This is a genomic window from Cupriavidus sp. 2TAF22, from assembly GCF_052115045.1.
In the GTDB taxonomy this organism is placed as follows: domain Bacteria; phylum Pseudomonadota; class Gammaproteobacteria; order Burkholderiales; family Burkholderiaceae; genus Cupriavidus.
On record NZ_JBFRFX010000002.1, the window covers coordinates 223338 to 247446 of the forward strand.

The 24109-nt window shown below is 66.3% G+C and carries 24 protein-coding genes; 7 read left to right on the forward strand and 17 right to left on the reverse strand.

Going from position 1 to position 24109, the window contains the following annotated elements:
- Positions 1-39: 39 nt before the first annotated feature.
- On the reverse strand, positions 40-627 hold the full coding sequence (gene rimM / locus AB4Z48_RS03595) for a ribosome maturation factor RimM (protein WP_441612727.1): 588 nt from the start codon (positions 625-627) through the stop codon (positions 40-42).
- Positions 628-787: 160 nt separating this feature from the next.
- Positions 788-1042, reverse strand: coding sequence for a 30S ribosomal protein S16 (rpsP, locus tag AB4Z48_RS03600; protein WP_441612496.1), 255 nt, complete (start codon positions 1040-1042; stop codon positions 788-790).
- A 144-nt stretch (positions 1043-1186) separates the two neighbouring features.
- Between rpsP and AB4Z48_RS03605 the strand changes: the two genes are divergently transcribed.
- The 5 genes from AB4Z48_RS03605 to AB4Z48_RS03625 all read left to right on the forward strand — a co-directional run bounded on the left by AB4Z48_RS03605 (position 1187) and on the right by AB4Z48_RS03625 (position 5904).
- Positions 1187-2323: a PQQ-dependent sugar dehydrogenase gene (locus AB4Z48_RS03605; RefSeq protein WP_441612497.1), complete on the forward strand. Its 1137-nt coding sequence runs from the start codon at positions 1187-1189 to the stop codon at positions 2321-2323.
- 179 nt (positions 2324-2502) lie between these two features.
- Entirely contained in the window at positions 2503-2910 is a 408-nt protein-coding gene (locus AB4Z48_RS03610) for a hypothetical protein (protein ID WP_441612498.1), read from the forward strand.
- Between the two features lie 256 nt (positions 2911-3166).
- The gene (locus tag AB4Z48_RS03615; protein ID WP_441612499.1) at positions 3167-3658 is read left to right on the forward strand and encodes a TM2 domain-containing protein; all 492 of its coding nucleotides are present in this window, start codon (positions 3167-3169) and stop codon (positions 3656-3658) included.
- 27 nt (positions 3659-3685) lie between these two features.
- Positions 3686-4597 (forward strand): LysR family transcriptional regulator, encoded by a 912-nt coding sequence (locus tag AB4Z48_RS03620; protein WP_441612500.1) that lies wholly within the window; start codon positions 3686-3688, stop codon positions 4595-4597.
- A gap of 224 nt (positions 4598-4821) precedes the next feature.
- Complete coding sequence (locus AB4Z48_RS03625; RefSeq protein ID WP_441612501.1) at positions 4822-5904, forward strand: PA0069 family radical SAM protein; 1083 nt, start codon at positions 4822-4824, stop codon at positions 5902-5904.
- A gap of 14 nt (positions 5905-5918) precedes the next feature.
- On the opposite strand, the gene AB4Z48_RS03630 is transcribed toward AB4Z48_RS03625, so the two are convergent.
- Entirely contained in the window at positions 5919-6422 is a 504-nt protein-coding gene (locus tag AB4Z48_RS03630; RefSeq protein ID WP_441612502.1) for an Lrp/AsnC ligand binding domain-containing protein, read from the reverse strand.
- Positions 6423-6531: 109 nt separating this feature from the next.
- On the opposite strand from AB4Z48_RS03630, the gene AB4Z48_RS03635 reads away from it, so the two are divergent.
- The gene (locus AB4Z48_RS03635) at positions 6532-7836 is read left to right on the forward strand and encodes a D-amino acid dehydrogenase (RefSeq protein ID WP_441612503.1); all 1305 of its coding nucleotides are present in this window, start codon (positions 6532-6534) and stop codon (positions 7834-7836) included.
- A 67-nt stretch (positions 7837-7903) separates the two neighbouring features.
- Here the strand turns inward: AB4Z48_RS03635 and AB4Z48_RS03640 are convergent, their stop codons facing one another.
- The 8 genes from AB4Z48_RS03640 to AB4Z48_RS03675 all read right to left on the reverse strand — a co-directional run bounded on the left by AB4Z48_RS03640 (position 7904) and on the right by AB4Z48_RS03675 (position 16166).
- Positions 7904-9688, reverse strand: a complete 1785-nt coding sequence (locus AB4Z48_RS03640) for an acyl-CoA dehydrogenase (RefSeq protein WP_441612504.1) — start codon at positions 9686-9688, stop codon at positions 7904-7906.
- 103 nt (positions 9689-9791) lie between these two features.
- Positions 9792-10727 carry an electron transfer flavoprotein subunit alpha/FixB family protein gene (locus AB4Z48_RS03645; protein ID WP_441612505.1) on the reverse strand — a complete coding sequence of 312 codons (936 nt, stop codon included), beginning with the start codon at positions 10725-10727 and terminating at the stop codon, positions 9792-9794.
- 17 nt (positions 10728-10744) lie between these two features.
- Positions 10745-11494 carry an electron transfer flavoprotein subunit beta/FixA family protein gene (locus AB4Z48_RS03650; RefSeq protein WP_441612506.1) on the reverse strand — a complete coding sequence of 250 codons (750 nt, stop codon included), beginning with the start codon at positions 11492-11494 and terminating at the stop codon, positions 10745-10747.
- 203 nt (positions 11495-11697) lie between these two features.
- Positions 11698-12495, reverse strand: coding sequence for a MetQ/NlpA family ABC transporter substrate-binding protein (locus AB4Z48_RS03655; protein ID WP_441612507.1), 798 nt, complete (start codon positions 12493-12495; stop codon positions 11698-11700).
- A gap of 87 nt (positions 12496-12582) precedes the next feature.
- Positions 12583-13236 carry a methionine ABC transporter permease gene (locus tag AB4Z48_RS03660; protein WP_441612508.1) on the reverse strand — a complete coding sequence of 218 codons (654 nt, stop codon included), beginning with the start codon at positions 13234-13236 and terminating at the stop codon, positions 12583-12585.
- Entirely contained in the window at positions 13226-14260 is a 1035-nt protein-coding gene (locus tag AB4Z48_RS03665; protein WP_441612509.1) for a methionine ABC transporter ATP-binding protein, read from the reverse strand. Before AB4Z48_RS03665 ends, AB4Z48_RS03660 begins: the two co-directional genes overlap by 11 nt.
- Before the next feature lie 158 nt (positions 14261-14418).
- Positions 14419-15222 (reverse strand): enoyl-CoA hydratase, encoded by an 804-nt coding sequence (locus AB4Z48_RS03670; RefSeq protein WP_441612510.1) that lies wholly within the window; start codon positions 15220-15222, stop codon positions 14419-14421.
- 20 nt (positions 15223-15242) lie between these two features.
- Positions 15243-16166, reverse strand: coding sequence for a histone deacetylase family protein (locus AB4Z48_RS03675; RefSeq protein WP_441612511.1), 924 nt, complete (start codon positions 16164-16166; stop codon positions 15243-15245).
- Between the two features lie 117 nt (positions 16167-16283).
- On the opposite strand from AB4Z48_RS03675, the gene mltB reads away from it, so the two are divergent.
- Positions 16284-17390 (forward strand): lytic murein transglycosylase B, encoded by a 1107-nt coding sequence (gene mltB, locus AB4Z48_RS03680; protein ID WP_441612512.1) that lies wholly within the window; start codon positions 16284-16286, stop codon positions 17388-17390.
- A gap of 108 nt (positions 17391-17498) precedes the next feature.
- Here the strand turns inward: mltB and cysM are convergent, their stop codons facing one another.
- The 6 genes from cysM to AB4Z48_RS03710 form a co-directional block, all read right to left on the reverse strand.
- A complete protein-coding gene (gene cysM, locus AB4Z48_RS03685; protein WP_441612513.1) occupies positions 17499-18401 on the reverse strand; it encodes a cysteine synthase CysM in 903 nt (300 codons plus the stop codon).
- Between the two features lie 107 nt (positions 18402-18508).
- Entirely contained in the window at positions 18509-19813 is a 1305-nt protein-coding gene (locus AB4Z48_RS03690; RefSeq protein ID WP_441612514.1) for a solute carrier family 23 protein, read from the reverse strand.
- A gap of 273 nt (positions 19814-20086) precedes the next feature.
- Complete coding sequence (locus AB4Z48_RS03695) at positions 20087-20464, reverse strand: ComEA family DNA-binding protein (protein WP_441612515.1); 378 nt, start codon at positions 20462-20464, stop codon at positions 20087-20089.
- A gap of 186 nt (positions 20465-20650) precedes the next feature.
- Entirely contained in the window at positions 20651-21646 is a 996-nt protein-coding gene (gene rfaD, locus AB4Z48_RS03700) for an ADP-glyceromanno-heptose 6-epimerase (protein WP_441612516.1), read from the reverse strand.
- Positions 21643-22635, reverse strand: a complete 993-nt coding sequence (rfaE1, locus tag AB4Z48_RS03705; RefSeq protein ID WP_441612517.1) for a D-glycero-beta-D-manno-heptose-7-phosphate kinase — start codon at positions 22633-22635, stop codon at positions 21643-21645. The genes rfaD and rfaE1 overlap by 4 nt, the downstream gene beginning before the upstream one ends.
- A gap of 71 nt (positions 22636-22706) precedes the next feature.
- Complete coding sequence (locus tag AB4Z48_RS03710; protein WP_441612518.1) at positions 22707-24080, reverse strand: UDP-glucose dehydrogenase family protein; 1374 nt, start codon at positions 24078-24080, stop codon at positions 22707-22709.
- Positions 24081-24109: the final 29 nt, after the last annotated feature.

A 24109-nucleotide genomic window follows, 5' to 3' on the forward strand; every position in this document is an offset into this window, starting at 1 on the left:
CTGCCCACCAGGTCGGGCTCGGCGCCTGTTGCCAGGCGCTCAGTAGTCCAGCCCCCAGTCGACCACCACGCGCCGGGCCTTGATATCGACCGAGCGCAGGAATGCATCGACAAACGGGACCAGGCGCTCGCCCGTCTTGCCGTCGGGCAAGGCATGCGCCACCTGCAGGATCTGGTGAGCCCCGTTGTCGATCAGCCCGGACACTTCGCCCAGCAGCTCGCCCTGTTCGTTGAACACGGCGCAGCCGATCAGATCGACCCAGTAAAACTCGTTCTCGTCCGGCGCGGGAAAATCCTCGCGGCGGATCCATACGCGACGCCCCTTGAGCGCTTCCGAGTGACTGCGATCGGACACGCCGACCGCCTGCGCCACCACGGTACCGCTATGCTCGCGGGATTGCGCGATCTTCACGCACAAGGCATCGGACTGCACGGCGGCAGCCGCACCCAGCACGCCGGACGGCGGCGGCCTGAGCAGCCACCAGCGGCGCGCGTGCAGCAGCGCGCTCGCATCGTCGGCATGCGGCTGGATCTTGACCCAGCCCCGAATCCCGTATGCTGCGCCGATATAGCCGACTTCGACCAGGTCGTCCGGCAACGCGTCGGTATAGGCCAGCGCGGCCGGCAACCCGGTCGCGCCCTGCGGCTTGAGATTCGGCTTTTGCTGGGCCGCCTGCGGCCGCGCCGAGGGTTCGAGCGGCACATTGAGCGGCCGCCGCGCCGGGGCGCCTTGCTTGCGTTCGGTCACTTGTCGTTTGCCACGCGTCGCGAAACGCGCGTCACAACAATCAGGCTGCGGCCTTGGCGGCGTTTTGCTTGACCAGACGGGCAACCGTCGGCGACATCTGCGCGCCAACGCCAGTCCAGTAGGTCAGGCGGTCCTGCACCAGGCGCAGGCCTTCTTCGCTTGCCGAAGCCAGCGGGTTGTAGAAGCCGATGCGCTCGATGAAACGGCCATCACGGCGGTTGCGCGAGTCAGCAGCGACGATGTTGAAGAACGGGCGCTTCTTGCTGCCACCGCGAGCCAGACGGATTACGACCATGGGTTGATTCCTCAGAAAACTTGATGTTCGAACACGAAACGCAAGAGTATAGACCAAATCCCGAGGCCAAACAAACACTTAGAGCGATTGACGCGACACACCGCCACAGGCATCGTGGCGAAAACCCCGACAGGAGAGCGTCGCATGCGTTCCTACCTCCACATTCCCGCCTGCCGCGCCCTGCTGGCGGGCGTGCTCGCCGCTGGCGCGTGCCTTGGCGCTAACGCCAGCAGCACCGCAGCGCAGGCCTTGCCGCTCGACCAGATCAAGCTGCCGCCCGGATTTCGCATCGAAGTGCTCAGCCAGTCGGTGCCGGAGGCGCGCGGCATGACCATGTCGCCGGCCGGCACGCTGTTCGTGGGCACGCGCGGGGAAGGCAAAGTCTACGCCATCAGCAACCCGCTGGCCGGCAGCCCCCAAGTGCGAACGGTGGCCACGGGCCTGACCATGCCAGTTGGCGTCGCCTTCCGGAACGGCGCGCTGTATGCCTCCTCGACCTCGCGCATCGTGCGGCTCGATGACGTGGAAGCCCGGCTGGACAACCCGCCCAGGCCGGTGGTGGTGAGCGACCGCTTTCCCGGCGAAACCCACCACGGCTGGAAATTCATCGCCTTCGGGCCCGACGGCTATCTCTACGTGCCGGTCGGCGCGCCCTGCAATATCTGCGCGCCCGACGAGAACCGCTACGCCAACATCATGAAGATGAAGCCCGACGGCAGCGACCTGCAGGTGGTGGCGCGGGGCGTGCGCAACTCGGTCGGCTTCGACTGGCACCCCGCCACGCGCCAGCTATGGTTTACCGACAACGGCCGCGACTTCCTGGGCGACGACCAGCCCGACGACGAACTCAACCGCCTCACCCGCGCCGGCCAGCATTTCGGCTACCCGTTCTGCCATGCCGGCACCATTGCCGACCCGGAATTCGGCAAGCAGCGCGCCTGCGCGGAATTCGAACCGCCGGTGGCCAGGCTGGGCGCTCATGTGGCCGCGCTCGGCATGCGTTTCTATACGGGCGCGCAATTTCCTGCCGAATATCACAACAATATCTTTATCGCCGAACATGGCAGCTGGAACCGCAGCGAGCGGATCGGCTACCGCATCGCCAGGATCGTGCTGGATGACGCTGGCCAGGTGGTGCGCCAGGAAATCTTCGCGCAGGGCTGGCTGCAGAATGACAAGCCATGGGGCCGTCCGGTCGATGTCCAGGTGGCACCGGACGGCTCGCTGCTCGTCAGCGACGACATGGCGGGCGCGATCTACCGCATCCGCTACGCGCCATGAAAACGGAGGCGGCCCGCGCCTCGCCGGCAGCTGTCGACAGGCGGCAAATTCCCCGGCAGTGGGGACGAAACAATCCGTTACACCGGTAACGGCTTTTGCATAGGCGTGCCGGATGCGCGTGCGTACCATGATTCCATCTACCAATAACATCACCGCGCGACAGGAAACTGGGATTCCGCATGCTCCCCCGCAATCTCCTGCGCGACCCGGTGGCTGGCATCCTGTTGGCCGTCTTCCTGATCGGCCTCAGCCCTGCCGGCCACGCTCAGGTCGCGTTCTGGCAACATAACCGGCCCGAAGGCCGGAACATGACCAATGCGCGCGGGCAACCGAGCCAGGGTGGCTGGGAAATGGCAAGCGTGCGTGCCGAACGGCAGGACCATGTACGCGCCCAGATCGAACGCATGGAAGCGCGCGCCCGCGCGGACGACCGCCTGAACGGCCGCCCGCCGCCCCCCCAGGAACGCGAAGACGAACGCGGCCGCCACCCCGATCGCAATGCGCAGGCCGATGGCGGGCGTGGCGATCAGCGCGGCTCCGGCATGGGCCCGGGTTGGCAGGCCCGTGGCCGGGACGGCAGCCGCTAGGCTGCCAGCACGATATCCACTTCTCGCATCCCCCTCGCATCCCCCTCGCGGCGCTGTCCCGGCTTGGCTTTGGTCGCGCCTCTCGCACGGTTCCCGGGCAGTATCCAAACAGTTCGCAAGCGACGGCGGCAGCGCGCCTGTGCCGCATTGTCCGCGCCGCGTAGCGGCGTACAATGAGCGCCGGCGCCAGCCTGCCTGGCCCTCACCCCGACCCTGTGCCGGCACGCCTTGCCGGCCCTCCACTTCGTAGCTGCCCATGCCTGCCGCCACCCAAGCCCCATCATCTGCCGCCGCGACCGTCACGACATCCCCCGGAAAATCGAAGCTGATCACGGTGGCACTGGCCTTCCTGTTCGGCAGCCTGGGGCTTCACCGCTTCTACCTGGGCGGGTTGCGCGACAAGTTCGGCTGGGCCCATCTGCTGGCGACGCTGGCCGGCGCGATCGGCGTGGCGTCGATGCAGACCGGGGCCGGCTCGCCGGCGCTGAACTGGACCTTCGCGGTGGCCGGCGGCACGTCGGTGATCGCAGCCTTCCTCACGGCCATCGTGTACGGGCTGCGTCCGGACGACAAATGGGACGCCCGCTTCAACCCGCACGGCAAGCCGACGCGCTCCGGCTGGCCAGTCGTGATCCTGGTCATCCTGTCACTGCTGATCGGCACCGGGCTGCTGATGGCCGGCCTCGCCATCAGCTTCCAGACCTTCTTCGAATCCCAGGTCGAGGCGGCCCGCGCCCTCTCGCAATAAGCGCACGGCGCAGCCATTCCGGCGCCAATGCACTTCGACCTGCTCGACATCGCCGTCTTCGTGCGCGCCGCCACGCTGGGCAACCTGTCGGCCGCGGCGCGCGATCTCGGGCTATCCACCTCGTCGGCCAGCAGCAGGCTCGCGCAACTCGAGCAGCAACTGGGGACGCGGCTTCTGCACCGGACCACGCGGCGCATCTCGCTGACCGGCGACGGCCAGCGTTTCCTCGAGCATGCCGGGCAACTGCTCGACACCGCCGACCTCGCGGCGCAAGCGGTGGGCCGAGGCGCCGAAGCCCCGCACGGGCAATTGCGCGTCGCGGTGCCCGCTTCGTTCGGCCGACAGCATGTCTCCCCGGCCATTCCTGCCTTCCTCTCGGCTTATCCGGGACTGTCGCTGGATCTGCGCCTGACCGACCAGGTGATCGACCTGGTCGAGGCCGGCGTCGACGTGGCGCTGCGCATGGGGGCCCTGCCCGATTCGTCGCTGGTGGCGCGGCCGCTGGCGCCGAGCCACCGCGCCATCTGCGCCTCGCCTGCCTACCTTGCCACGCATGGCACGCCGCGACATCCGGAAGACCTGCGCCAGCACAATTGCCTGGTGCTCAGCGACCAGGCCTCATGGCAGTTCGACACGGCGCTCGGCAAGACCGTGGTGGCAGTGAGCGGAAACCTGCGCACGGACAACGGCGAGGTCATCCGCGATGCCATCCTGGCCGGCATGGGGCTGGCGCTCAAGTCGACCTGGGATGTCGGCCCCCACCTGCGCAGCGGCGCGCTGGTCAGCGTGCTGACCGATTATCCCGTGCTGCCGGCAGTTTCGATCTGGGCGGTCTACCCCAGCCGCCGGCAGGTGCCGGCCAAGACCCGCGCGTTCATCGATTTCTTCGCCGCATGTTTCGGCTCTCCGCCCTACTGGGACAGCGAGCCCGCGCAATAGCGCCCCCCGGCGCGAACTGGCCAGGCTGCCCCGCCGCCTGCCGCGATGCCTCAGCCCTGCCATCCCAGACATTGCCTCCTGCCGGCACGCCTGCGTTCACGCCTCGATTCCGTCCGGCTGTCGGACCGCTATGCGCAGGTGCGACCGGGCCTTGGTATTTTGGCGCGACTACTGTATAAATATACAGTATCAACCCAGATTACCTTGGATGCAGGACAGCCCCCGTGCCGAACCGACCCCACCCCATCAGCCCGCTAAAAGGCAGGGCTGCGCGCTCGAATGATGTCAGCCGGTTCGATGCATGGACCCGCGAGCGCGTCGACGATGAATGGCAAGCCGCCGATGAGCCAACGACACCACCGATCCAGACCATTGTCTTCACGGAGAAGGCCAGACGCATCGTCTCGCACAACCAGTCGCCGGACCTGCCCTTCCACGCGTCCATCAACCCCTATCGTGGCTGCGAGCATGGATGCATCTACTGCTACGCGCGGCCCAGCCATGCCTATCTGGGACTTTCGCCTGGCCTCGACTTCGAGACCCGCCTGTACGCGAAGGAAAACGCCGCGGCCCTGCTCGAGGCCGAACTCGGCAGCCGCCGCTACACGCCGTCGGTAATCGCGCTGGGAGTCAATACGGACCCATACCAGCCCATCGAGCGGGGCCTGCGAATCACACGGGGGATCCTGGAGGTGCTGGAGCGCTTCAATCATCCCGTGGCCATCATCACCAAGTCGGGCGTGGTCACCCGCGACATCGATATCCTGCAGCGCATGGCGGCCAGGAACCTGGTGCGCGTCCATGTGTCGGTCACCTCGCTCGACAATGAGATCGCACGCACGCTCGAACCCCGTGCCAGCGCACCGGCGCGCCGCCTGGCCGCGATCGCGGCTCTGCGCGAAGCCGGCATTCCGGTCGGCGTGATTGTGGCGCCCGTGATTCCCGGCCTGACCGACTCCGGGATGGAGGCCATCCTCGAAGCCTGCGCCAAGGCCGGGGCGCGCAGCGCGGCGTACACCCTGCTGCGCCTGCCGCGCGAGGTGGCGGCATTGTTCTCCGAATGGCTGGCCACCTATCATCCGCTGCGCGCGAAGCACGTCGAAAGCCTGGTGGCGCAAATGCGCGGCGGCCAGGCCTACGACTCGCGGTTCGGCGTGCGCATGACGGGCACCGGTATCTTTGCCGAACTCCTGAGCAAGCGTTTCAAGCTGGCATGCCGGCGCTTCGGCCTGAATACCGAGCGCCATGCGCTGACCACCGAACTGTTTTCCCGGGACGGCGCCGCAGCGCAAATGAAACTGTTCTGAACCGCGCCGCGGCTTCAGGCAAGCGGCGCCTTTTCGTCGACCGCGATCGCCAGCGTTTCCTTGATCTCTTCCATCACCACATAGCTCTTGGACTGCGCGGCGCCCGGCAACTGCAGCAGGATATCGCCGAGCAGGCGGCGGTACTCGCCGATCTCGCGGATGCGCGCCTTGATCAGGTAATCGAAGTCGCCCGACACCAGGTGGCATTCGAGCACCTCGGGAATGCGTGATACCTCGCGGCGGAACTGCTCGAACATATTGCCCGACTTGTTGCCGAGCGAGATCTCCACGAAGACCAGCAGGCCGCTGCCCAGCAGCGCGGGATTGAGCCGCGCGTAGTAGCCCATGATGACCCCGTCGCGCTCCATGCGCTTGACCCGCTCGATGCAGGGCGTGATGGTCAGCCCCACGGCTTCCGCAAGCTCCTTCATCGACATGCGGCCATCGGCCTGGAGCAGCGCCAGGATCTTGCGGTCGAGCCGGTCCAGGCTGCGCAGGGGCTGACGACTTGTTCTCATGAGTAAATCCTGTTTCTCTGAAAATTACGATAACTATGACTGCACATATTTCAATAGTATAGAGATAAATACTTTATCTGACTTACTTTCTGGTTGAGAGCCCCCGACTATGCGCGTCCTTGTCCTTGGCAGTGGTGTGATTGGCGTGACGAGCGCCTGGTATCTGGCCCGCGCCGGCCATGAAGTCACCGTGATCGACCGCGAGGCCGCGCCCGCGCTGGGCACCAGTTTTGCCAACGCCGGCCAGATCTCCCCGGGCTATGCCTCGCCTTGGGCCGCGCCGGGCGTGCCGCTCAAGGCCATCAAGTGGATGTTCCAGCAGCATGCTCCGCTCTCCATCCGTCCGGACGGCACCCTGTTCCAGTTGCAATGGATGTGGCAGATGCTGATGAACTGCTCGGCCGAGCGCTACGCCATCAACAAGGAACGCATGGTGCGTCTGGCCGAATACAGCCGCGACTGCATCCGCGCCCTGCGCGCCGATACCGGCATTGCCTACGAAGGACGCCAGCAAGGCACGCTGCAGGTCTTCCGCACCGACGAGCAGCTTGAGGGCGCGGCCAAGGACATCGCCGTGCTCGAACAGGCCGGCGTGCCCTACCAGTTGCTATCGCGCGAGGACCTCGCCGCCAGCGAACCGGCCCTTGCCGCCGTCAGCCAAAAGCTGAGCGGCGGCCTGCGGCTCCCCAATGACGAAACCGGCGACTGCCAGCTCTTCACCACGCAACTCGCGGCCATGGCCGAGAGCCTGGGCGTGCAGTTCCACTACAACCGCTCCATCGACGGCCTGCTCACCAAGGGCGACGCGGTCACCGGCGCCATGGTGGGTGGCCAGCCCGTGATGGCGGACCTGGTGGTGGTAGCGCTGGGCAGCTGGTCGACGCCCTTCGTGAAGAACTTCCTGCCGGGCCTCTCGAACCTGCCGGTCTACCCGCTCAAGGGCTTCTCGATCACCGTGCCGATGACCGATGCAACCCGCAGCCCGGTGTCGACGGTGCTCGACGAAACCTACAAGGTTGCCATTACGCGCTTCGACGACCGTATCCGCGTGGGCGGCATGGCCCAGATCGTCGGCTATGACCGTTCGCTGGACCCGTCCAAGCGCCGCACGCTGGAGCATGTGGTGACCGACCTGTTCCCCGGCGCCGGCGATGTCAGCCGCGCCACGTTCTGGACCGGCCTGCGCCCGATGACGCCGGATGGCACCCCCATCGTCGGCCCGACTCCGCTCAAGGGCCTGTGGCTCAATACCGGGCACGGCACGCTGGGCTGGACCATGGCCTGCGGCTCGGGCAAGCTGCTGTCGGACCTGGTGTCCGGTACCTCGCCCGCCATTCGCGCCGACGACCTGTCGGTGGCACGCTATGTGAAGCAGCCGGGCACGCGCGCCGTGCACCGCCCCGCCGTGGCCTGAGCGATCCGGGCTCGCGCGTAAAAAAAGGCGGCCCCGCGGGGCCGCCTTTTGCTTGCGCACGAACAGGTCAGAACTGCGCTTCGCTCAAGGCATTGACCGGCGCGGCGCCCGCCACGACGGCATCGCGCAAACCCGATGCCTGCGACAGGATGTGCTCGGCGAAGAAATGCGCCGTGGCGATCTTGGCGTCATGGAACGATGCATCCTCGCCGCGCTTTGCCTGTGCCACCAGCATGGCGCGGCCGAGCTGCCAGCCCGAGAACACGATGCCGCACAGCTTGAGGTAAGGCACGCTGCCGGCAAACACGGCGTTGGGATCCGCCTTGGCATTGGACGCCACGAACGCCACCACGGCTTCCAGCGCCGTGCGGCCCTTGGCCAGCTGCGCCTGCACCGCTGCGAACGCCGCGCCATCCTGCTTGCCCAGTGCGGCTTCCGTTTCCGCGATCTGCGCGCAGATGGCACGCGCCACGGCACCGCCGTCGCGCAGGGTCTTGCGGCCGACCAGGTCGTTGGCCTGGATGGCGGTGGTGCCTTCGTAGATCGGCAGGATGCGCGCGTCGCGGTAGTGCTGCGCAGCGCCGGTTTCCTCGATGAAGCCCATGCCTCCGTGGACCTGCACGCCAAGGCTGGTGACATCGATCGACAGCTCCGTGCTCCAGCCCTTGACGATAGGCACCAGGAACTCGTAGAAGGCCTGGCTCTGCTTGCGCACGGCCTCGTCCGGATGCTGGTGCGCCGTGTCGCAAGCGGCCGCGGCAACGTAGGCCACCGAGCGTGCCCCTTCGATCAGCGAGCGCATCGTCATCAGCATGCGCTTGACGTCGGGGTGGTGGATGATGGTGACCGCCTCGCGCGCCGAACCGTCGACCGGGCGGCTCTGCACGCGCTCGCGGGCAAAGGCCACGGCCTGCTGGTAGGCACGCTCGGACACGGCGATACCCTGCATGCCGACCGAGAAGCGCGCCGAGTTCATCATGATGAACATGTACTCGAGGCCGCGGTTCTCTTCGCCCACCAGCGTGCCGATGGCGCCGCCGTGGTCGCCGAACTGCAGCACCGCGGTGGGGCTGGCCTTGATGCCGAGCTTGTGCTCGATCGACACGCAATGCACGTCGTTGCGCGCGCCGTTCGAGCCGTCTTCGTTCACCAGGAACTTGGGCACGATGAACAGCGAGATGCCCTTCACGCCCTCGGGCGCGCTCGGCGTGCGCGCCAGCACGAGATGGACGATGTTCTGTGCCATGTCATGCTCGCCGTAGGTGATGAAGATCTTGGTGCCGAAGACCTTGAACGTGCCGTCGCCCTGCGGCTCGGCGCGCGTGCGCACGGCTGCCAGGTCCGAACCGGCCTGCGGCTCGGTCAGGTTCATGGTGCCGGTCCACTCGCCCGAAATCAGCTTGGGCAGGAAGGTGGCCTTCTGCGCGTCCGTGCCGGCGGTCAGCAAGGCCTCGATGGCGCCGTCGGTCAGCAGCGGGCACAGGGCAAACGAGAGATTGGCCGTATTGAGCATCTCGTTGCACGCGGTGGCGATGACCTTGGGCAGGCCCTGGCCGCCGAATTCCTGCGGATGCAGCACGCCCTGCCAGCCGCCCTCGCCAAACTGGCGGAAGGCCTCCTTGAAGCCGGGCGTGGTCGTGACCACGCCGTCCTTCCAGCTGCTGGGGTCGGTGTCGCCGATGCGGTTGAGCGGCGCCAAGACTTGTTCGTTGAACTTGGCCGCCTCGTCGAGCACCGCCTGCGCCGTCTCCGGCGTGGCGTCCTCGAAGCCGGGCAGCTTGCTGACTGCGTCGAGGCCAGCCAGTTCGTTCATCACGAACAGCATGTCCTTGAGCGGGGCACGGTAGGTCATCGATGTCTCCGATATGTATAAAAAAGCCGTTCTCGGGCGGGCCCGGAACGGCTTGTACTCCCTGGCCCGGTCCGGCGCGCCTGGCGGCGGCCGAACCCTGCGATCAGCCCAGCGCCGCCACCAGTTCCGGCACCACGACGTTCAGGTCGCCCACCAGGCCGTAGTCGGCCACCGAGAAGATCGGCGCTTCGGCATCCTTGTTGATCGCCACGATCACCTTGGAGTCCTTCATGCCGGCCAGATGCTGGATCGCGCCGGAGATACCGACGGCGATATACAGTTGCGGCGCGACGATCTTGCCGGTCTGGCCGACCTGATAATCGTTGGGCACGAAGCCGGCGTCCACCGCGGCGCGCGAGGCGCCCATGGCGGCGTTCAGCTTGTCGGCCAGCGGCGTCAGCACCTTGGTGTAGTTCTCGCCCGAGCCCACGCCACGGCCACCGGACACGATGATCTTGGCTGCGGTCAGTTCGGGGCGGTCGCTCTTGGTGACTTCGCGCGAGACGAATTGCGAGATACCCGCGTCAGCCACGGCCGGCAGGCTTTCCACGGCGGCCGAGCCACCGTCGGCAGCAGCGGCGTCGAAGCCGGTGCCGCGCACGGTGATGACCTTCACCTTGTCCGACGATTGCACGGTCGAGATCGCGTTGCCGGCGTAGATCGGGCGCTCGAAGGTATCCGGGCTGTCGACCTTGGTGATGTCCGACAGCTGGGCCACGTCCAGCCTGGCGGCCACGCGCGGCAGGATGTTCTTGCCGTAGGGGGTCGCGGGGGCCAGGATGTGGCTGTAGTCGTTGGCGATGGCCAGCACCTGCTCGGCCACGTTCTCGGCCAGGCCGTCGCCGAAGTAGGCGGCGTCGGCCAGCAGCACCTTGGACACGCCGGCGATCTTGGCGGCCGCGTCGGCGGCAGCCTTCGCGTTGGCGCCGGCCACCAGCACGTGGACGTCGCCGCCGCACTGGGCGGCAGCCGTCACCGTGTTCAGCGTGGCGGACTTGATGGTTTGGTTGTCGTGTTCAGCAATGACGAGTGCAGTCATGTTTTATCTCCTGGCGCTCAGATGACCTTGGCTTCGTTCTTCAGCTTCTGCACCAGCGTCGCAACGTCCGGCACCATCACACCCGCGGTACGCTTGGGCGGCTCGACGACCTTGACGGTCTTCAGGCGCGGCGCGACGTCGACGCCGAGGTCCTCGGGCTTGACGGTCTCGAGCGGCTTCTTCTTGGCCTTCATGATGTTGGGCAGCGTCACGTAGCGCGGCTCGTTCAGGCGCAGGTCGGTGGTCACCACCGCCGGCAGCTTGATCGACAGCGTTTCCAGGCCGCCGTCCACTTCACGCGTCACCGAGGCACGGCCGTCGGCAACGGTCACCTTGGAGGCGAAGGTCGCTTGCGGCAGGCCAGCCAGCGCGGCSAGCATCTGGCCGGTCTGGTTGGAGTCGTCGTCGATGGCCTGCTTGCCCAGGATCACCAGTTGCGGCTGCTCCTTGTCGACCAGCGCCTTGAGCAGCTTGGCCACGGCCAGCGGCTGCAGGTCTTCGCTCGACTCGACCAGGATGCCGCGGTCGGCGCCGATCGCCATCGCGGTGCGCAGGGTTTCCTGGCATTGCGCCACGCCGCACGACACGGCGATCACCTCGGTCGCCACGCCGGCTTCCCTCAGGCGCACCGCTTCTTCCACGGCGATTTCGTCAAACGGGTTCATGCTCATCTTGACGTTGGCCAGATCCACGCCCGTGCCGTCCGACTTCACCCGGACCTTGACGTTGTAATCCACCACGCGCTTGACTGCGACGAGTACTTTCATGCGCTCACTCCACTGATAGTCGATAGTCAGAAATTTGGTTCGCCCGCCATTATAACCACCGGGTTGGCGGCTCTCTTGTTTTTCGAACGGTCGTACTATTTTATCGGTAAAGAATTGCCGGGCATAGCCCGGCAACGTGAAAACCTTGCGCCATTGTGCTGCAGAATGCCCTGGAGCACGCAGGTCTGGCGGTTTTTTTCAGCTTACCAGGCGGTAATCACCGAGTCCTTGAACGTACTCTGCACATACTGCTTGATCTCGGGCGAGTGGTAAGCCTTCACCAGCTTGGCCACCCAGGGCTTGTTCTTGTCGGCTTCGCGGATGGCGATCAGGTTGGCGTAGGGGCCCTTCGGACCCTCGATGGCGATGGCGTCCTTGATCGGCGACAGGCCAGCGGACTCGGCATAGTTGCCGTTGATCGCGGCGGCGTCGAGGTCATCCAGCGAGCGCGGCAGCTGCGCTGCGTCCAGCTCCACGATCTTGATCTTCTTCGGGTTGGCCACGATGTCCAGCGGCGTGGCCTTCAGGCCTGCATCCGGGCGCAGCTTGATGACGCCCTTGCTCTGCAGCAGCAGCAGCCCGCGGCCGCCGTTGGTGGGGTCGTTGGGCACACCCACGCGCGCGCCTTCCTTGAGCTGGTCGAGCGACTTGAGCTTCTTGGAATACACGCCCATCGGGAACGTCACGGTGAAGGCGATGTGGGTGAATTTGTAGCCACGGTCCTTGATCTGCGCTTCCAGGTACGGCAGGTGCTGGTAGCTGTTGGCGTCGAGGTCGCCGGCGGCCAGCGCGGCATTGGGCTGGATGTAGTCGCTGAACTCGACGACCTGGATGTTCAGGCCGTCCTTGGCGGCGACCTTCTTGACCTGCTCCATGATCTGGGCGTGCGGGCCGCCGGTGACGCCGATCTTGATCGGCTTTTCCTGGGCGATGGCACCAGTGGCCAGGGTGGCGCCAATGGCGGCGCCGGCGATCCATTGCAGCACGTTACGACGTTGCATGTCTGACTTCCTTGTTTCTCGATTTCTGGATGGCTCGATTTCTCGATTGCCCTGATTTCTTTTGTTGCGCGCTGCCGCGCGCCTCGCTCACTTGTGGCTGATGCGCCGCACCAGCCAGTCACCGAAACTCTGCACCGCCTGCACGAAGACGATGAGGATCAGCACTACCGCCACCATCACTTCCGTGATGTAGCGCTGGTAGCCGTAGCGAATGCCCAGGTCGCCCAGCCCGCCGCCGCCGATGGCGCCGGCCATGGCCGAATAGCCGACCAGGCTCACGAAGGTGATGGTCAGGCCGGCCACGATGCCGGGCATGGCCTCGGGCAGCAGCACCTTCATCACGATCTGGCCGGTGGTCGCGCCCATCGACTGGGCGGCCTCCACCAAACCCTTGTCGACCTCGCGCAGCGCGCTTTCCACCAGTCGCGCGATGAACGGAATGGCGGCGATGGTCAGCGGCACGACGGCCGCGGTGGTGCCGATCGACGAGCCGACGATAAAGCGCGTGAACGGGATCACCACCACCAGCAGGATGATGAAGGGAATCGAGCGCACCGCGTTGACCACCACGCCGATGGTGCGGTTGAACAGCGGGTGCGACAGCACGCCGCCGCGGTTGGTCAGGTGCAGCAGCACGCCCAGCGGCACGCCGAACAGCGAGCCGACCACGCCCGAGATGCCCACCATCAGCAAGGTCTCGTTGAACGAGGTCACGAACAGATCAAACATTTCAGACCACATGCTCGATCTCCTCCACGACCACGCCTTGTTCTTGCAGGAATGCCATCGCGGCCTTGACGTCGGCGGGTTCGCCGGTGGCCATGATGGCCAGCGAACCGAAGGCCTGGCCCTGGATCTCGTCGATATGCCCGTGCAGGATATTGAAGTCCAGCCCATGGCGGCGGATGGCCTGGGCCAGCACCGGCTGGTCCACGCCTTCGCCGGTGAAGGCCAGCCGGTAGACATGGTCGCGGCCGTTGCCAAGCCGGCTTTCCACGCGCTTGAGCACGCTTGCCGGCAGTTCCTGGGCAATCACATCGCCGATCATGGCGCGCGTGACCTCGTGTCGCGGGCGCAGGAAGACGTCGATCACGCGGCCGGTCTCGACCACCTGGCCGGCTTCCAGCACGGCGACACGGTCGCAGACCTGCTTGATCACTTCCATCTGGTGCGTGATCATGACGATGGTCAGGCCCAGTTCGCGGTTGATCTGCTTGAGCAACTCCAGGATGGCGCGCGTGGTTTCCGGATCGAGCGCCGAGGTGGCCTCGTCCGACAGCAGCACCTTGGGCTTGCTGGCCAGCGCACGGGCGATGCCCACGCGCTGCTTCTGCCCGCCGCTGATCTGGGCGGGATAGCGGTCCTTCAGCGCCGTCAGGCCGACCAGTTCCAGCAGCGGCAGCACCGTCGCGGAAATCTCGTTCCTGGACTTGCCGGCCAGCTCCAGCGGCAGCGCCACGTTGTCGTACACGGTGCGCGACGACAGCAGGTTGAAATGCTGGAAGATCATGCCGATGTCGCGGCGGGCCTGGCGCAGCGCGCCGCTGTCGAGCGCCGTCAGGTCCTGGCCGCCGACGATCACGCGGCCGGCGCTGGGGCGGTTGAGCAGGTTGATGGCGCGCACCAGCGTGCTCTTGCCGGCGCCGCTGCGGCCGATGATGCCGAACACCTCGCCCGGCGCGATGGACAGGCTGACATCCCGCAATGCATGCACCTCGCCCGACCCGCCGGGGAAGCGCTGCGATAGACCTTGCAGTTCGATCATGTGAAAAGAAAACGGCAACAGGCGAGAATGTCTCAAGCGCTGTTGCCGCATTTTATTTTTAGGCGAAGCTCGCATTTTAAGCGATCCGCTTCATACCAGAAACGACTTTTTGCCGATGTCTTTATATGTTCAAGGCATATAAGACAATAAAAAGCAGTTTATTCGCCACGCCAAGAAGGCGCACGCTTGTCCAGGAAGGCCTGGACACCCTCCAGCGCGGCGGGATCCATCATGTTGCAGGCCATGGTCTGGCCGGCCAGCTGGTAAGCGGCCTCGATGCCCATCTCGAGCTGGCGGTAGAACAGGCCCTTGCCGGCAGCCACCGCGGCGGCCGGCTTGGCGCAGATACTGGCGGCCAGGCGCGCGACCTCGGCATCGAGGCCGTCGGCGGGCACCACGCGATTGACCAGCCCGCGCGTGCGCGCCTCCGTCGCGTCGATCATGTCGCCGGTCAGCAGCATCTCCAGCGCCTGCTTGCGCGACAGGTTGCGCGACAGCGCCACCCCGGGGGTGGCGCAGAACAGGCCGAGATTGACGCCGGATACCGCGAAGCGCGCGTCATCCGCCGCCACGGCCAGGTCGCACATGGCCACCAGCTGGCAGCCGGCGGCGGTGGCGACGCCCTGCACCCGCGCGATCACCGGCTGCGGCATCTTGTGGATCGCCATCATCATGCGCGTGCAGCGGTCGAACAGGCGGCGGTAGTAGTCGTGCGACGGGCTGGCGCGCATCTCGCGCAGGTCGTGGCCGGCGCAGAAGGCTCGCCCTGCCCCGCCCAGCACCACCACGCGCACCGAAGCATCGGCCGCGACGCGCGCGAAGGCGGCGGTCAGCGCGTCCAGCAGGCCCTCGGACAAGGCGTTGAAGGCTTCGGGACGGTTCATCGTCAGCCGCAGCACGCCGGGCGCATCGAGGCTTTCGCTCAGCAGCGACGCCGCATGGCGGTTATCGGTATCTGCCATGGCAGGCCTTCTCCTGTTGTCTATTGCTCGAGCAGCACCTTGAGGTGCGCGAGCACGCTGCGGCCGAGCGCGCTGAGGTTGTAGCCACCTTCCAGGCAGCTGACGATGCGTCCCTTGGCATGCGTGCGGGCGACTTCCATCAGTTGCGCGGTAATCCAGGCGTAGTCCTGCTCGACCAGCCCCATCTGCCCGAGGTCGTCCTCGCGATGGGCATCGAAGCCCGCCGAGATGAACAGCATCTGCGGCTTGAACTCGTTCAGGCGCGGCAGCCAGATCGTCTCCACCACTTCGCGCACCGCCATGCCGCTGGTATAGGCCGGCAGCGGGATGTTCGACATATTGGTGGCGATATGCTCGGTGCCGCTGTAGGGATAGAAGGGGTGCTGGAAGAAGCTGCACATCAGCACGCGCGCATCGCCGCGGAACGCGGCCTCGGTGCCGTTGCCGTGATGCACGTCGAAATCGACGATCGCCACGCGCTCCAGGCCGTGCGCCGCGAGCGCGTGGCGCGCGGCGATCGCTACGTTGTTGAAGAAGCAAAAGCCCATCGCATGGTCCGGCTCGGCATGATGGCCGGGCGGGCGCACACAGCAAAAGGCATTTTCGATCTCGCCCGCGATGACCGCGTCGGTGGCTGCCACCGCGGCGCCGGCCGCGTGCGTGGCGGCGGCCAGCGTGTGGCTGTTCATCAGCGTGTCGGGGTCGATCGGGTGATAGCCGCTGGCGGGACTGGCGGCGGCCAGGCTGGCCACGTACTCCGGCCGGTGCACGCGCCCGATCTGCTCTGCGGTCGCGGCGGGGGCATCGCGCCGGTCGAGCAAACCATCCATGCCGTGCGAGATCAGCTGGTCTTCTATGGCCTGCAGGCGCTCCGGGCATTCCGGATGGAAATGCCCCATCTCATGCAGCAGGAATTCTGGATGCGTGTAATAGCCTGTCGGCATGGCTTATAGCTTTATCGTGGTCTCCAATCGCTACGTTAGCACATGCCGCGCCGGGCACCCAGCGAGGTGCCGCGCGGGCACCATCCGCTATACTCGCAGCGACTTGCAAAGGACACCATGACCGAAACCCAGCGCTCCCTGCGCCGCCCCTTGCTGGGAGCTGCGCTTTCCGCTGCCGCATTGAGCTTGTGCGGCGTTTCTCCCGCACTGCTTGCCGCCGGCAAGCGCCGTGTGAGCGTGCGCGAGGAAGAGATCGAGCCGGGCCGCTATCGCGACAACCCGAAGAGCCGCGCCTTCATCGACGAAATGGTGGCGCGCCATGGCTTCGCCCGCCCCATGCTCGAAGGCTGGTTCGGGCAGGCCGTCTATTCGTCCACGGTAGCGCGCCTGATCATGCCGCCCGCCACGCCGGGCCGCAAGAGCTGGCGCGCATACCGCTCGCGCTTTATCGAACCCATCCGCATCAACGCGGGCGTGCGCTTCTGGCAGCAGAACCGCGACACCCTGCGCCGCGCCGAGGCCGAGTTCGGCGTGCCGGCTTCGGTGATCGTCGGCATCATCGGCGTCGAAACCATCTATGGCCGCGACATGGGCACGTTCCGCGTGATCGACTCGCTCTCCACGCTGGCCTTCGACTATCCGGACACCCCGAACCGCGACGCGCGCACCACGCTGTTCCGCAACCAGCTGGCGGACTACCTGCTGTGGTGCCGCGACACCAACACCGATGTGTTCTCGGTGCTGGGCTCCTACGCCGGCGCCGTCGGCATCCCGCAGTTCATGCCGACCAGCCTGCGCGACTACGCCATCGACTACGACGGCGACGGCCACATCGACCTGCGCAACAGCGCCACCGACGCCATCGGCAGCGTGGGCCGCTTCCTGCAACTGCACGGCTGGGAACAGGGCCGCCCGGTGGTCTGGCGCCTTGCCCCCGACGAGGGCAGCCGCGGCATCGCCACCGCGGCCGCAGACGGCGAGCCGTGGCCCACCCGCACGCTGAACCAGTTGCTCAAGGCCGGCCTGCGCGTGGACGAACCGATCGACCTGGCGCGCGAAGGCGAGACCGGCGTGCTGGTGGTGGACCTGCCCACGCCCGGCGAAACCACCGACTACATGCTGGGCCTGCGCAATTTCTACGTGCTCACGCGCTATAACCGCAGCTTCTTCTACGCGCTGGCGGTGTACCAGCTGGGCGAGGCGGTCAAGTCGGCGATGGGCTGACCCCGAGCGCCGGCGGCACCTGCCGCCGCCGACCACAGAAGACAAAAAGCCCCGCCGTGATCCGAGCGGGGCTTTTTGCTGGCGCGTGCGGTGCGTGCGGCGCGGGCCTCAGGCCGGGAACACCCCTGTCGAGAGATAGCGGTCGCCGCGGTCGCACACCACGAAGACGATGGTGGCGTTCTCCACCTCTTCGGCGATGCGCAGTGCCACGCACAGCGCGCCGGCGGCCGAGATCCCGCAGAAGATGCCTTCCTCGCGCGCCATGCGGCGGGCCATGTGCTCGGCATCGCCCTGACTGACCAGTTCGGTGCGGTCGATGTACTTGGGATCGTAGATCTTCGGCATGTACGCCTCCGGCCACTTGCGGATGCCGGGAATGCGCGAGCCCTCGGCCGGCTGCGCGCCGACCACCTGCACCGCCGCGCTCTGCTCCTTCAGGAAGCGCGACACGCCGGTGATGGTGCCGGTGGTGCCCATGGCGGAGACGAAGTGAGTGATGCGTCCTTCGGTTTCGCGCCAGATCTCGGGGCCGGTGGTCTCGTAGTGGGCCAGCGGATTGTCCGGGTTGCCGAACTGGTCGAGGATCACGCCGCGGCCATCGCGCTCCATCGAGTCAGCCAGGTCCCGCGCGTACTCCATGCCGCCCTTGACCGGCGTGAGAATGATCTCGGCGCCATAGGCGGCCATGCTCTGGCGGCGCTCCATGCTCAGGTCTTCGGGCATGATCAGCACCATCTTGTAGCCACGGATGGCGGCCGCCATGGCCAGCGCGATGCCGGTATTGCCCGAGGTGGCCTCGATCAGCGTATCACCCGGCTTGATGCGGCCGCGCGCTTCGGCGCGGGCGATCATCGACACCGCCGGCCGGTCCTTGACCGACCCGGCCGGGTTGTTGCCCTCGAGCTTGCCGAGGATGACATTGCCGCGCGGGGCACCGGCGGCGCCGGGGATGCGCTGCAGTTGCACCAGCGGCGTATTGCCGATGGTGTCTTCGATCGTCTTGTAGGCCATGGTGAGCGGGGATTCCAAATGTCGGCGGACATTGTAATCCAGTCGTAATACCCGCGTTGGCTGCGCGGCGGGCGACCCTCGCCGCCCGGGCCGCCGCGGCACGGTCATCAGGCGTCGGATTCGCTCTTGCTGCCGCCCAGCAGGTGATACAGCAGGATGGCGCCGAAAGTGGCGGTACCGATACCGCCCAGCGCCATGCCGCCCAGCTTCAGGGTCAGGTCGCCGGCCGCCACGGTGAGCGTGGCGCCCACCGTGATCAGGTTGCGCGAGCTGGAGAAGTCCACCTTGTTTTCCACCCAGATGCGCCCTGCCGTGGCGGAAATCAGCCCGAACACGACAATGGTCAGGCCGCCGATCACGGGACCCGGGATGGTCAGGATCAGCGCGCCGAACTTGGGAGAAAAGCCCAGGATGAGCGCCACCACCGCGGCCACCACGAAGATCAGCGTGGAGTAGATCCGGGTCACGGCCATCACGCCCATGTTCTCGGCATAGGTGGTCACGCCGGTACCACCGCCGCCCGCGGAGATCATGGTGGCAATGCCGTCACCGATGAAGGCACGCCCGATGTACGGATCGAGATTGCGCCCGGTCATCACGCTGATGGCCTTGATATGCCCGAGATTCTCGGCCACCAGTACGATCGCCACCGGTGCGATCAGCAGCATGGCGCTGGCCTGGAATACCGGCGAGGTGAAGACCGGCAGGCCGAACCAGCTCGCCGCGGCCACGCCGGAGAAATCGATGGCCTTGCCCAGTCCCATGACATTGGTGCAAACGTAATACAGCGCATAGCCGAACAGCCCGCCGACCAGCACCGGCAGCCGGCGCAGCATGCCAGGCGCGTGCACGGCGACCATGCCAACGGCCAGCACCGTGGCCAGGCCAACCCAGGTGTCGAGCGCGGCGCCGCTCACGGCCTTGACCGCCACCGGCGCCAGGTTCAGGCCGATGGCCGCGACGATGGCGCCGGTCACCACGGGCGGCATCAGCCGCTCGACCCAGCGGTATCCCACCGCCTGCACCACGAGACCGATCACCAGGTAGAGCGCGCCCGCGGCGATGATGCCGCCCAGCGCCACCGGTATGTTCGGGTTGGGGCCGCTGCCGGCGTAGCCGGTGGCGGCAATCACCACCGCGATAAAGGCGAAGCTCGAGCCCAGGTAGCTCGGCACCCGCCCGCGCACGCACAAGAAGAAAATCAGCGTGCCGATACCGGAAAACAGGATCGCGATATTGGGATTGAAACCCATCAGGATCGGCGCGATCGCCGTCGAGCCGAACATCGCCACCACGTGCTGGATGCCGGCCAGGACGGTCTGCCCCGCAGGCAGCCGCTCGTCAGGCGCGATCACGCCATGCGTCTTCAGCCGCCACTTGGGCAGGAATCCCGCGTCCTCATCATTTCCCATTGTCCAGCTCCCTTTTCTGTCCTTGGCCTGGCCGCCCGCGCGCGGGCAGGTCCGGCTCGATTTGGTTTGTCCTTGCCGCGCGGCCGGCTCGGCCTGCGCGGGCGTCCGCATGATACCGTGCAGCCGCGATCGTGCGAAGCCATCCGGACTAGCACGAGCCGTACCAGCGGCTCGACCGCGCTTTTGGTGCATGAACGCAAAGAAGCCCCGGACACGGCCGGGGCTTCTTCGGTACGACGGGCGGGTTGCCTTGGTGGCGGCAGCCGCGCCCGCTTATCTGGCGGGCTTGGCCGGCGCCTTGTCCGCGACCTTGGCATCCTTCTTTGCCGCAACCGCGGCCGGCTTCGGTGCGGCCGCGGCGCCGATGGTCATGCCGCCTTCCTGCAGCCGCGCCACCGATTTCTGCCCAAGGCCCTTGACGCGGTCGGCCAGGTCGGCCGCATCCTTGAAGGGACCACCCTTGGCGCGCTCGGCGACGATGGTGCTCGCGGTGGCCGGACCGATGCCCTTGAGCGTCACCAGCGAAGTCTCGTCTGCCGTATTGACATCGACCGCGGCATGGGCCGCGCCCATCAGCGAAAAGCACAGCGCCAGGGCCAGCAGTGCCTGCCCGGAAACCAGCTTGAGTACCTTGATTGCCTGATTGCGCATGGAGATTCTCCTATCCGTTGTGAAGGTAGCCGCGCCCTCGCTGGACGCGGCAACACGGAGGATAGGAGCGCGCGGCAGCGTTGGCGCGTCCTGCAACAAATGTTCACCTCGGCTACCAAGGTGTGTCCGCCGCAAGCCAAAAAAACGCGCGCCGAAGCGCGCGTCGATGGCCTGATCTCTCCCGCCTCAGGCTTTGCGCTGCAGCAGCCAGCGGCAGTAGCGCGACACGCCTTCCTCGACCGTGTAGAACGCGTCCTTGTAGCCTGCCGCGCGCAGTCGCGACATGTCCGACTGCGTGTAGCACTGGTATTTGCCGCGCAGCGCATCGGGGAACTTGACGTACTCGACCAGTCCTTCCTGCACCAGCTCGTCCAGGCTCAGCCGGGGCTTGTCCTCGGCTTCGCGCAGCGTGTTGACCACGGTGGTGGCGATGTCGTTGAAGGGCTGCGCGTTGCCGGTGCCGAGGTTGAAGATCCCCGACTTGTCCGGGTGCTCGAGGAAGAACAGGTTGACCTTCACCACGTCTTCCACCGACACGAAGTCGCGCGTATGGCCACCCGGGCCGTAGCCGCCATATTCGCCGAACAGCTTCACGGTGCCGTCGGCGCGGAACTGGTTGAAATTGTGGAACGCCACCGAAGCCATGCGTCCCTTGTGCGCTTCGCGCGGGCCGTAGACATTGAAGTAGCGGAAGCCCACGATCTGCGACAAAGCCGACGGCAGCGTGCGCCGCACCACCTGGTCGAACAGGAACTTGGAGTAGCCGTAGACGTTGAGCGGCTGCTCGTGCTCGCGGTCTTCCTTGAACACCTGCGAAGCGCCGTAGGTCGCCGCCGACGAAGCGTAGAGGAACTGCGTGCCCTGCTCCAGGCAGGCTTCCATCAGCGCCCGCGTATAGCGGTAGTTGTTCTCCATCATGTAGCGGCCGTCGTGCTCCATGGTGTCCGAGCAGGCGCCCTCGTGGAAGACCGCGCGCACCTTGCCGAACTCGCCACGGGCGAAGCGCGCGAGGAATTCGGTCTTGTCCACGTAGTCGAGGATCTCGCAGTCGACGAGGTTGTGGAATTTCTCTGCGCGCGTCAGGTTGTCGACGGCGACGATATTGTCCTCGCCGCGTTCGTTGAGGCCCTTGACGAGGTTGCTGCCGATGAATCCGGCCGCGCCGGTAACGATGATGGTCATGTGCGTGAAGGCTCGTTCGAGCCGGAAGGCAGCGCCGCGCCCTGCGCCTGCGAGCCGAACAATTCAGAATAGGTGACAACGGCCGTGCCGAGCTTGCCCACCACGATGGCGCCGGCGCGGTTGGCGTGCTGCACGGCTTCCTTGAGCGGCACGCCGGCCCCGAGCATGGTCGCCAGCGTGGCGATCACGGTGTCGCCGGCGCCCGATACGTCGTAGACCTCGCGCGCCTGGGCCGAAACATGCAGCACTTCCGCTTCGGTGTAGAGCGTCATGCCCTCTTCCGAACGCGTCAGCAGCAGCGCATCGAGATGCAATTCGCGGCGCAGGTTCTGGGCCCGGATGGTGAGGTCCGATTCGGTCTTCCAGGCACCCACCACATGACGCATCTCGGCGCGGTTGGGCGTGATCAGCGTGGCGCCGCGATAGCGCGAGTAGTCGTCGCCCTTGGGATCGACCAGCACCAGGCAACCGGCCGCCCGGCCGGCTTCCACCATGCGGCCCACGTGCGCCAGCCCGCCCTTGCCGTAGTCGGACAGCACCAGCACCTTGTATTCCTTCACAAGGGCCAGGAAGCGGTCCTGCACGGAGAGCAGGACTTCGTGCGCCGGCGGGTTCTCGAAATCCACGCGCAGCAGTTGCTGCTGGTGCGCCATCACGCGCAGCTTGATGGTGGTGTTGACGCTCCGGTCGCGGTGCAGGTAGGGCTGCACATGGCTGGCCTCCAGCAGCGTCTCCAGCGTGCGGCCGGGCTCGTCGTCGCCCACCACGCCGAGCATGCCGACCGTGGCGCCCAGCGCGGCCGCGTTGCGCGCCACGTTGGCGGCGCCGCCGAGCCGTTCGTCGCTGCGCTTGATCTGCACGACCGGCACCGGCGCTTCCGGCGAGATGCGTTCCACGTCGCCGAACCAGTAGCGGTCCAGCATCATGTCGCCCGTCACCAGGATGCGGGATTGATTGATCTGTTGCAGCGGAATGTGGTTCTTGCTCATGGAATCCTTGGCAACGCGGCCCGGTCCGTCAGCCAGGGCGTCGGCTTGTCGTTCCCGTTGGTTTTCTCGGTTCAGCGCGTCGTGGTCGGCCGCCCGATCGCATGGTATTCGATGCCTGCTTCCTGCATGGCCTCGGGCTCGTACAGATTGCGGCCGTCGAAGATGACGGGTGCCTTCAGGCGGCGCTTGATCTGGTTGAAATCCGGGCTGCGGAAGACCTTCCATTCGGTGAGGATGACCAGCGCGTCGGCGCCGTCCAGCGTATCCATCTGCGCTTCGCTGAAATGCACGCGGGCAAAGCCGCCCTCGATATCGGCGAGGTCTGCCTCCAGCGCGTGGCGAGCCTCCTCCATCGAGATCGGATCGTGCACGCGCAGCGACGCACCGCGTGCAACCAGTGCGCGCGCCAGCACCCGCGACGGCGCCTCGCGCATATCGTCGGTGTTCGGCTTGAACGCCAGGCCCCAGAACGCGAACGTGCGGCCTGCGAGATCCTCGCCGAAGCGGCGCACGACCTTGTCGGCCAGCACCTGCTTTTGCGCCTCGTTGACCGCTTCCACTGCCTCCAGCACGCGCATGGGCTTGCCGTGCGCGCTCGCGGTACGCATCAGTGCCTGCACGTCCTTGGGGAAGCATGAGCCGCCGTAACCGGCGCCGGCATAGAGGAAACTATAGCCGATGCGCGGATCGGAACCGATGCCCATGCGCACCAGCTCGATATCGGCGCCGACCTCGTCGGCCAGGTTGGCCAGCTCGTTCATGAACGAGATGCGCGTGGCCAGCATCGAATTGGCGGCGTACTTGGTGAACTCCGCCGAGCGCACGTCCATGTAGAAGGTACGTTCGTGGTTGCGGTTGAACGGGGCATACAGCTGGCGCATGATGGCCTTGGCATGGCGGCCCGCGACGTCGCCGTCGCAACCCAGCACGATGCGGTCAGGCCGCATGAAGTCTTCCACCGCGGCGCCTTCCTTGAGGAACTCGGGATTCGACACCACCGAAAACTGCAGATCTTCGAGCGCACGCGTAGCCAGTTCGGCGCGGATGGCCTGCGTGACACGATCCCCGGTGCCGACCGGCACCGTCGACTTGTCCACCACCACCTTGAAGCCCGTCATATGGCGGCCGATATTGCGCGCCGCCGCCAGCACGTACTGCAGGTCTGCCGAGCCGTCCTCGTCCGGCGGCGTGCCGACCGCGATGAACTGCACATCGGCGTGCTCCACGCTGGCCGCCACGTCGGTGGAGAAGGTCAGTCGCCCGGCTTCGCGGTTGCGCTGGATCAGCTCCTTCAGGCCCGGCTCGTAGATCGGCACGCCGCCGGCATTGAGCAGAGCGATCTTGCGCTCATCCACATCCAGGCAGAACACATCGTTGCCCAGTTCTGCCAGGCAGGCGCCGGTCACTAGACCGACGTAGCCGCTGCCGATAACGGTGACTTTCATAACTCGTACTCCAGATAGGGATTGGCGCG

What these genes read in the sequence shown, in the direction of transcription:
- AB4Z48_RS03690 (WP_441612514.1), bottom strand. Translation starts at nt 19,813, where the DNA reads ATGGGAAATGATGAGGACGCGGGATTCCTGCCCAAGTGGCGGCTGAAG.
- AB4Z48_RS03630 (WP_441612502.1), bottom strand. Translation starts at nt 6,422, where the DNA reads ATGAGAACAAGTCGTCAGCCCCTGCGCAGCCTGGACCGGCTCGACCGC.
- AB4Z48_RS03660 (WP_441612508.1), bottom strand. Translation starts at nt 13,236, where the DNA reads ATGTGGTCTGAAATGTTTGATCTGTTCGTGACCTCGTTCAACGAGACC.
- AB4Z48_RS03665 (WP_441612509.1), bottom strand. Translation starts at nt 14,260, where the DNA reads ATGATCGAACTGCAAGGTCTATCGCAGCGCTTCCCCGGCGGGTCGGGC.
- AB4Z48_RS03655 (WP_441612507.1), bottom strand. Translation starts at nt 12,495, where the DNA reads ATGCAACGTCGTAACGTGCTGCAATGGATCGCCGGCGCCGCCATTGGC.
- AB4Z48_RS03615 (WP_441612499.1), top strand. Translation starts at nt 3,167, where the DNA reads ATGCCTGCCGCCACCCAAGCCCCATCATCTGCCGCCGCGACCGTCACG.
- AB4Z48_RS03620 (WP_441612500.1), top strand. Translation starts at nt 3,686, where the DNA reads ATGCACTTCGACCTGCTCGACATCGCCGTCTTCGTGCGCGCCGCCACG.
- AB4Z48_RS03605 (WP_441612497.1), top strand. Translation starts at nt 1,187, where the DNA reads ATGCGTTCCTACCTCCACATTCCCGCCTGCCGCGCCCTGCTGGCGGGC.
- rfaD (WP_441612516.1), bottom strand. Translation starts at nt 21,646, where the DNA reads ATGACCATCATCGTTACCGGCGCGGCCGGATTCATCGGCAGCAACCTC.
- rfaE1 (WP_441612517.1), bottom strand. Translation starts at nt 22,635, where the DNA reads ATGAGCAAGAACCACATTCCGCTGCAACAGATCAATCAATCCCGCATC.
- AB4Z48_RS03710 (WP_441612518.1), bottom strand. Translation starts at nt 24,080, where the DNA reads ATGAAAGTCACCGTTATCGGCAGCGGCTACGTCGGTCTAGTGACCGGC.
- AB4Z48_RS03670 (WP_441612510.1), bottom strand. Translation starts at nt 15,222, where the DNA reads ATGGCAGATACCGATAACCGCCATGCGGCGTCGCTGCTGAGCGAAAGC.
- AB4Z48_RS03675 (WP_441612511.1), bottom strand. Translation starts at nt 16,166, where the DNA reads ATGCCGACAGGCTATTACACGCATCCAGAATTCCTGCTGCATGAGATG.
- AB4Z48_RS03640 (WP_441612504.1), bottom strand. Translation starts at nt 9,688, where the DNA reads ATGACCTACCGTGCCCCGCTCAAGGACATGCTGTTCGTGATGAACGAA.
- AB4Z48_RS03645 (WP_441612505.1), bottom strand. Translation starts at nt 10,727, where the DNA reads ATGACTGCACTCGTCATTGCTGAACACGACAACCAAACCATCAAGTCC.
- AB4Z48_RS03610 (WP_441612498.1), top strand. Translation starts at nt 2,503, where the DNA reads ATGCTCCCCCGCAATCTCCTGCGCGACCCGGTGGCTGGCATCCTGTTG.
- mltB (WP_441612512.1), top strand. Translation starts at nt 16,284, where the DNA reads ATGACCGAAACCCAGCGCTCCCTGCGCCGCCCCTTGCTGGGAGCTGCG.
- cysM (WP_441612513.1), bottom strand. Translation starts at nt 18,401, where the DNA reads ATGGCCTACAAGACGATCGAAGACACCATCGGCAATACGCCGCTGGTG.
- rpsP (WP_441612496.1), bottom strand. Translation starts at nt 1,042, where the DNA reads ATGGTCGTAATCCGTCTGGCTCGCGGTGGCAGCAAGAAGCGCCCGTTC.
- AB4Z48_RS03695 (WP_441612515.1), bottom strand. Translation starts at nt 20,464, where the DNA reads ATGCGCAATCAGGCAATCAAGGTACTCAAGCTGGTTTCCGGGCAGGCA.
- AB4Z48_RS03635 (WP_441612503.1), top strand. Translation starts at nt 6,532, where the DNA reads ATGCGCGTCCTTGTCCTTGGCAGTGGTGTGATTGGCGTGACGAGCGCC.